At 38.1% G+C, this 6,007-nt stretch carries 7 protein-coding genes and 2 pseudogenes; 3 read left to right on the top strand and 6 right to left on the bottom strand.

Features of this window, described 5'->3' with window-relative positions:
• Positions 1-171: 171 nt before the first annotated feature.
• Positions 172-303: a hypothetical protein gene (locus tag HWQ39_RS14340; protein WP_292845846.1), complete on the bottom strand. Its 132-nt coding sequence runs from the start codon at positions 301-303 to the stop codon at positions 172-174.
• Positions 304-417: 114 nt separating this feature from the next.
• Between HWQ39_RS14340 and HWQ39_RS14345 the strand changes: the two genes are divergently transcribed.
• Both HWQ39_RS14345 and HWQ39_RS14350 read left to right on the top strand, forming a co-directional pair.
• Positions 418-612, top strand: a complete 195-nt coding sequence (locus tag HWQ39_RS14345; protein WP_292845849.1) for a hypothetical protein — start codon at positions 418-420, stop codon at positions 610-612.
• A gap of 120 nt (positions 613-732) precedes the next feature.
• The gene (locus tag HWQ39_RS14350) at positions 733-2,301 is read left to right on the top strand and encodes an ATP-binding protein (RefSeq protein WP_292845852.1); all 1,569 of its coding nucleotides are present in this window, start codon (positions 733-735) and stop codon (positions 2,299-2,301) included.
• Positions 2,302-2,315: 14 nt separating this feature from the next.
• On the opposite strand, the gene HWQ39_RS14355 is transcribed toward HWQ39_RS14350, so the two are convergent.
• Positions 2,316-2,480: a hypothetical protein gene (locus HWQ39_RS14355; protein ID WP_292845855.1), complete on the bottom strand. Its 165-nt coding sequence runs from the start codon at positions 2,478-2,480 to the stop codon at positions 2,316-2,318.
• Between the two features lie 36 nt (positions 2,481-2,516).
• On the bottom strand, positions 2,517-2,726 hold the full coding sequence (locus tag HWQ39_RS14360; RefSeq protein ID WP_292845858.1) for a hypothetical protein: 210 nt from the start codon (positions 2,724-2,726) through the stop codon (positions 2,517-2,519).
• Positions 2,727-3,241: 515 nt separating this feature from the next.
• On the opposite strand from HWQ39_RS14360, the pseudogene HWQ39_RS34410 reads away from it, so the two are divergent.
• Positions 3,242-3,481 (top strand): annotated as a pseudogene (locus tag HWQ39_RS34410) (tyrosine-type recombinase/integrase); the annotation flags it as partial.
• Between the two features lie 170 nt (positions 3,482-3,651).
• Here HWQ39_RS34410 and HWQ39_RS14365 read toward each other — a convergent pair.
• The 3 genes and pseudogenes from HWQ39_RS14365 to HWQ39_RS14375 all read right to left on the bottom strand — a co-directional run.
• Complete coding sequence (locus HWQ39_RS14365) at positions 3,652-4,038, bottom strand: hypothetical protein (RefSeq protein ID WP_292845861.1); 387 nt, start codon at positions 4,036-4,038, stop codon at positions 3,652-3,654.
• Positions 4,039-4,289: 251 nt separating this feature from the next.
• Complete coding sequence (locus HWQ39_RS14370) at positions 4,290-4,793, bottom strand: transposase (protein ID WP_292845863.1); 504 nt, start codon at positions 4,791-4,793, stop codon at positions 4,290-4,292.
• A gap of 668 nt (positions 4,794-5,461) precedes the next feature.
• A pseudogene (locus HWQ39_RS14375) lies at positions 5,462-6,007 on the bottom strand (hypothetical protein); the annotation flags it as partial.

Raw genomic sequence — 6,007 nt, forward strand, 5'->3', positions numbered from 1 at the left:
CTAAAATTCTATCCCAAAAATAGTACCTAAAAACAGACACCTTGAAAGGGCTGGTCCTAACCTTATATTATCGTGGCGAAATCCTCTTCGTGGGCATTTCAATCTTTTTATACCCTCCCAAAAACTGGAAAGGTAAACACCTTTCACTGTTAGCGCTAACTCCACAACTACTCAAGTGGTGGAAGTCTTTAGCCCAGATACCGAAGCTGAAAAAATAGTATGAGCGTCAGTTTCTGCTGGTTCTTCAAGAACGGCAACAGCTAATTGACCTTTGGGTGCAAAGACAGCAGCAGTCCAGTGCAAATATGACAGTCTTACTGAGTCAATTACACTGCAATTTTCCAGCAGAATTTTAATTTTGAAGCAAAACAAGGGAACTCTAAGTAAGAGTTGATTATTGTTGCGTCTATTATCATTATGGCTTCTCAGAATCAAGGCTTAGATTTGCTGCCACTTTTCAGCCATGTCATCATTGAGTCAAACTTCCAAAGATGGTTATTAAGGATGACTAATGGTACGAGTATTACCAACAAAATTAAATTTGGCTATGCTTTTGCCCTAAATATGGGAATTTTTAGAACCATTATTGGCTTAATTATAGGAGAGTATTAATTGTTGAAGTTCTAGCTATAAATATTACCTATCTACGAAAAATCAAAGTAGTTCTTATAAATCATTTTTAAAGTTTACACTCAACTATTTTTGAATTACATTAACCTCTTATTGAAAATTATGTTTAAGCCCGACAACTACTTACAAAAAGCCAGTATTCAGCCTGTAGAATTACTAAAAATAGAAGCACTAAAAGCAGCAGAATCTCAGCGAATTGTCGCTATCACCGTTGAAAAAATCCGTCAATCTCTTGACTTAGAATATATTTTTCAGACAACTACTCAAGAAATTAGGCAATTGTTTAATTCTGACCGTGTAATTTTATATCGTTTTAATCCAGATTGGAGTGGAGCAGTTGTCTCTGAGTCCTTAGCACAAGGGTGGTTGCCTCTAATTCAGCAACAAGTGCATCAACCAGAATTAGTAGAAAATATCAGTGAATGTAGCTTGAAAAATTTATCTATTCCTCCAATTGTGGATACTTACTTACAAGATACACAGGGAGGAGGTTTTTCTCAAAATGAAACTTATCGTGTTTGTCACGATATTTACAGCGCTGGCTTTAGTAAGTGCTACCTGAAAATTTTAGAGCAATGCCAGGCAAGAGCTTACGTAATTACTGCTATTTATCAAAGTCAACAACTTTGGGGACTGCTAGCAGTTTACCAAAACGATGCACCTCGAAAATGGCAAGCAGATCAAGTATATATACTTAGCCAAATTGCGTCTCAGCTAGGTGTAGCATTACAGCAAGCAGAATTACTCAAACAAACTCAAAGTCAGAAAGAAGAACTCGCCACAGTTCTCAAAGAGTTACAGCAAGCTCAAGCTCAATTAATTCAAAATGAGAAAATGGTCAGTTTGGGACAATTAGTAGCTGGAATTGCACATGAAATTAACAACCCTGTTAGCTTTATTTACGGCAATCTAAAATCGGCTGATGAATACACCCAAAATTTATTTTCACTATTAGATATCTACCAAAGACATTATCCCCAATCAGTCAAGGCAATTGAGGAGTTTACAAATTTCATTGAACTAGATTTTTTAAGGTCAGACTTTCCCAAATTATTCAAATCGATGATGATGGGGGCAGAGCGGATTCGAGATATTGTTCTTTCCCTGCGGACTTTCTCACGCTTAGACGAAGCTGAAATGAAAGCAGTTGATATTAATGAGGGAATTGATAGTACGATAATGATCATTCAAAGCCGCCTCAACCCTACTAACCAGCGCCTGCAAATTGAAGTGATCAAAGAATACGGTAGCCTCCCCTTAGTTGAATGTTATCCTGGGCAGTTAAACCAAGTATTTTTAAATATTTTAGTGAATGCGCTCGATGCTTTAGAAGATTCAGCCCTTAGAGGTCGATGGACAACAAAAAAATTCAATATAATTGATAATCCCCGAATTTATATCCGCACCCAATTAGTAGAACCAGATCAAGTTACTATTAGCATTGCCGACAATGGACTAGGAATACCAGAAGATACTTTAAAGCAAATATTTAATCCCTTTTTCACAACCAAACTTGTTGGACAAGGTACAGGGATGGGATTGGCTATTAGTTACCAAATTATCACACAAAAACATGGCGGTTCTTTAGAATGCATTTCCCAACCAGGAGTTGGTGCTGAGTTTATTATTCGTATTCCCTTGATTCAGCTTGTGTCAAACTCAGTACATTAAAAGGGACAGCATGTTCAAATTTTAATCTTTTTGGCTTTTGTTTTTGGTTCAACACCCAAAAAACAGTTGAGCAACCGTAATGTAGCTGCTGGGGCATAATTACGCCGTGTCGCAATATTAGGAGAAAAGGCACTTCCAGTTTCGTTGAGGGAAGTTGCAACACCGCAGTAGACAGACATCTCTGTAATTTTTTTTTCGCCCAATGATTAGATATATCACTGAACGCTATTGGCTGCTGCAAACCAAGCCCAATACAACACCCTTGACCTCAAGGGAACAATCGCAGGCTGTGGAGGAGTGGTTGCAATAAGGGCAAAGGATTGGCGATCGCTTACGGTAGATGCACTTTCACAAAAATAGTCTACCGAATTATTCACATCAATAGAATATATAAATTTACTATAATCATCTTTGAGTAGCATCATTTTATACCTTAATAAGTACTTATACCTCTGTACAAGTACTGCAAATCTTGCCTACAGCGATCGGATGAAGCACCGCATGAGGGCAATCGCTCCTTAACCTACTCTTATCACTGCCGCTATCTCTTGACAGCATAGGTTAAATTCGTGCGTTGCCCCTGGGACTGTTCAAGGGCAGCGATCGCTACGCAAGAGAAATCAACTTCTCATTTTCGCTTTTGTATAGCAGAGGAGAAAAAGTCCTACTTAGGAGGGATAACGACGTTGTTTCGATTAATTCGCCTCCACTAACTATGTGGAGGCTATAGTGAAAATTACGGACTTGTAAGGAACCTGCACAAGAATTGAGAATTTAGCTTTCACTTTCTCGCTTATTTGCCGACCAATGGTCGGCAAATATGTTTCGATATGCGAGTCGTAAAACGAGTTAAAAAAGGTACTGTGTCTACTCATCCTCTTGACTCTGAGAAAATTCGCTCTCTCTCGGCAAGCTTCAAAGAGATTATCCTGCTAGTCCCTATGTTTTCCAGTCTTCTCGGCATGAGCCATTAGCCCAGGATACTGTCGGTGGAATTGTTGAACGGGCTAATGAGTTAGCTGGTCTAGCTTTTCCTGTTCATGCCCATGTGCTACGGCATGGAAGAGGTTATTATTTAGCTAATCGAGGTACTGACACCCGAACAATTCAAAGTTACCTGGGGCATAACAATATTCAGCACACCGTTCGTTACACCGAACTTGCATCTACAAAGTTTTAAAGCCTTGGGATGATTAATGTTGAGAACCTTTGCTAAATTTCGGCGGAGATGGGCAGAAATTTTTCGCTCTCCTAATTGATTCTAAAAATCCCGAGTCCAGTAATTTAACAAAGTTCTATTACTAGCCCACTTTCACCTTCTTTATAATCACCCTCACAGAAATACAAGCCTCAAATCGAACTATTTAAACCATACCAAGCCTGTGCAACACCATTTGTGGCATACGCTAATGGGATGCCTATTAAAATTTCTCCAAGATGCTCACCAGGATCTTCAATTGTCTTAAGCTCCTCTGTTACTTTGCCCACATCCATTTTGTAAGTTTTTCCACTATTAGGAACATAAGAGTAAAAACCTCCAGACTTACTTCTCAAAATCCCTACACCAACAATTTCCACATTGTACGTTCTCTTGGAGCCACTATAGACTCCAATGTACTCATTACGACTTCTATCCCACCACTTAGATCCCCATTTGGGGTAACTTATATTGACTTCAAAACTATAATAATTTTCTGTTGCTCTTTGCTTTAATCTTTCTATATCTTCATCATTCAACTAAACTTCACATAACAGCCTAGTTGCTTTATATTAGATTTTTATATTAGATTTATGATGTATTACTTAGTACGATATTTGACCATCTTATGCCCATCCGACTGGACTGGCTTTGATAATTTCTTCAACATCTTGGTGTGGTTCATTGCAGTTGTTCATAGCGATCAGTTAATTGGCGTTCGCAATCACAGCAAATGTGATTCTGCTTACCTCTTTTCTTTCCCTTCTTACGGATACAGCATTTACGGCTGTTATGAGGTACAGTAGCAGCAGCTAGCAAACCAGTTTCTTAAATGTTGAGGATTTATTAAATCGAGTGCAGATGAGATTAGTTTATCAACCATTTCTGTTGTAGTTGGAGCAAAACTGCGTAAAAAAGATTTAAGTTGTGACCACCATAATTCAATTGGATTAAAATCGGGGGAGTATGAAGATAAACAAATAACTTTCGCACATAAACTAGATTCAATCATTGGCACAATTGAATCTAGTTTATGTGCGGATAAATTATCCATTACTACCACTGCTCCTGACCATAAATGTGGCACTAAAAACTTCTCAACAAATAATTCTAATGCAATGCCATCCATTGAACCATTCATTGTCATTAATGCAACTACTTTTTTAATACTAATTGCTCCAATTACTGTAACTTTTGAGCCTCTATAGAAGGGGTTAAGAGAGTAAGCTCTTGTTCCCATTTTTGAACGGGCATGAGTCCTCGTTAACCCAAGTAAGACAACAGTTTCATCCAAAAATACTAAATTTTCTGGCTCTATATGTTTGACCTTTTCCCAATAATCTAATCTTAAATTTAGGACTCTTTCTGTCCCTGCTTGGGTACTCCGCTTCGTTTTTTTTTCGATTTAATCCTAATTTCTGTAACGCACGACACATTGCACTTTGACCTACCCAATTACCAGTCTTTTCTGCAAATAATTCACACAACTCTATCAATGTTGCATCTGGATATGATTCAACTAATTCTCACGGGCTCTACGTCAGCATTTGTTAAATGACTAAATTGTGGCTTTCCTCGCGGCTTGGATTGTAAATTTCCTTCAAGTCTTTGTTGTTTTACAAGCTTTTGTACTAAACCCTTTGAGACGGAAAAGATGTTAGCCACTTTCCTGATTGAGATGTTTTTCTCAAGATGTGCTGCAACTATTTTTTCTCGAACATCGACAGAGTAAGACTTCATTTAAAAGTATTTATATTTTAATCTAGTGTACCTCATAATAGAGGCAAGTGCTGTATACACCTGAAGGGCGGATACTTGTTATCCTTTCAAGGAGCGATGCCCTTGGACGAGCCGCTCCGCATCTAGGCATCTGTGGAGTGTATTCTGCGATCTGCGAAACCCAATCCCCCACCCATGAATAGGAGAAACAAGTGATGGACAAGTATGTTATGGAGTTTAAATTTACCTGAGTGCAAGTAATAAAGCTATAGTTGCTAACTCCGTGTCAATTTCTGATTGGATCTGGGTTTGACGTGTTTGGATAGCTTCAGTAAAAATGTTTATCATTTCAAAATTCCTGAAGCAAACTCTCAACTTAGATTTAGTTGGATAATTAATATCTTTCTCAACCCCAGTCCTTTGTGGAGAGAATAAAGCTTGATAGTCAAGATACTGACTAAATTGACTAGAGAGAGTGAAGTAATTATTGCTTTGAGAATTGGACTTGCCAGTGTATGTCCAATCAATAAAAGCAACTTGAGGAAATTCAGCACGGAGTAGAGGGAGGAAGTAATAGGCAATGTCTGTGTGAGAAATTACAACAATATCAATTTGACGAGATTGGATAATGTAGCGGATAAAAGCCAACCAGTACACTTGATCTAAGAAATTAGGTAGATGAAATATGTCTGGTGTGAGGCGATAAAAAGAATCATACCAAGGATGCTCTGATTTTACAGCAATTTTCAGGTAATTGAACCACAAACTACGGTAATGTAAAGAGATAGT

Origin of the sequence: Nostoc sp. NMS8 (genome assembly GCF_017115045.1) — a bacterium.
Taxonomy (GTDB): Bacteria; Cyanobacteriota; Cyanobacteriia; order Cyanobacteriales; family Nostocaceae; genus Nostoc.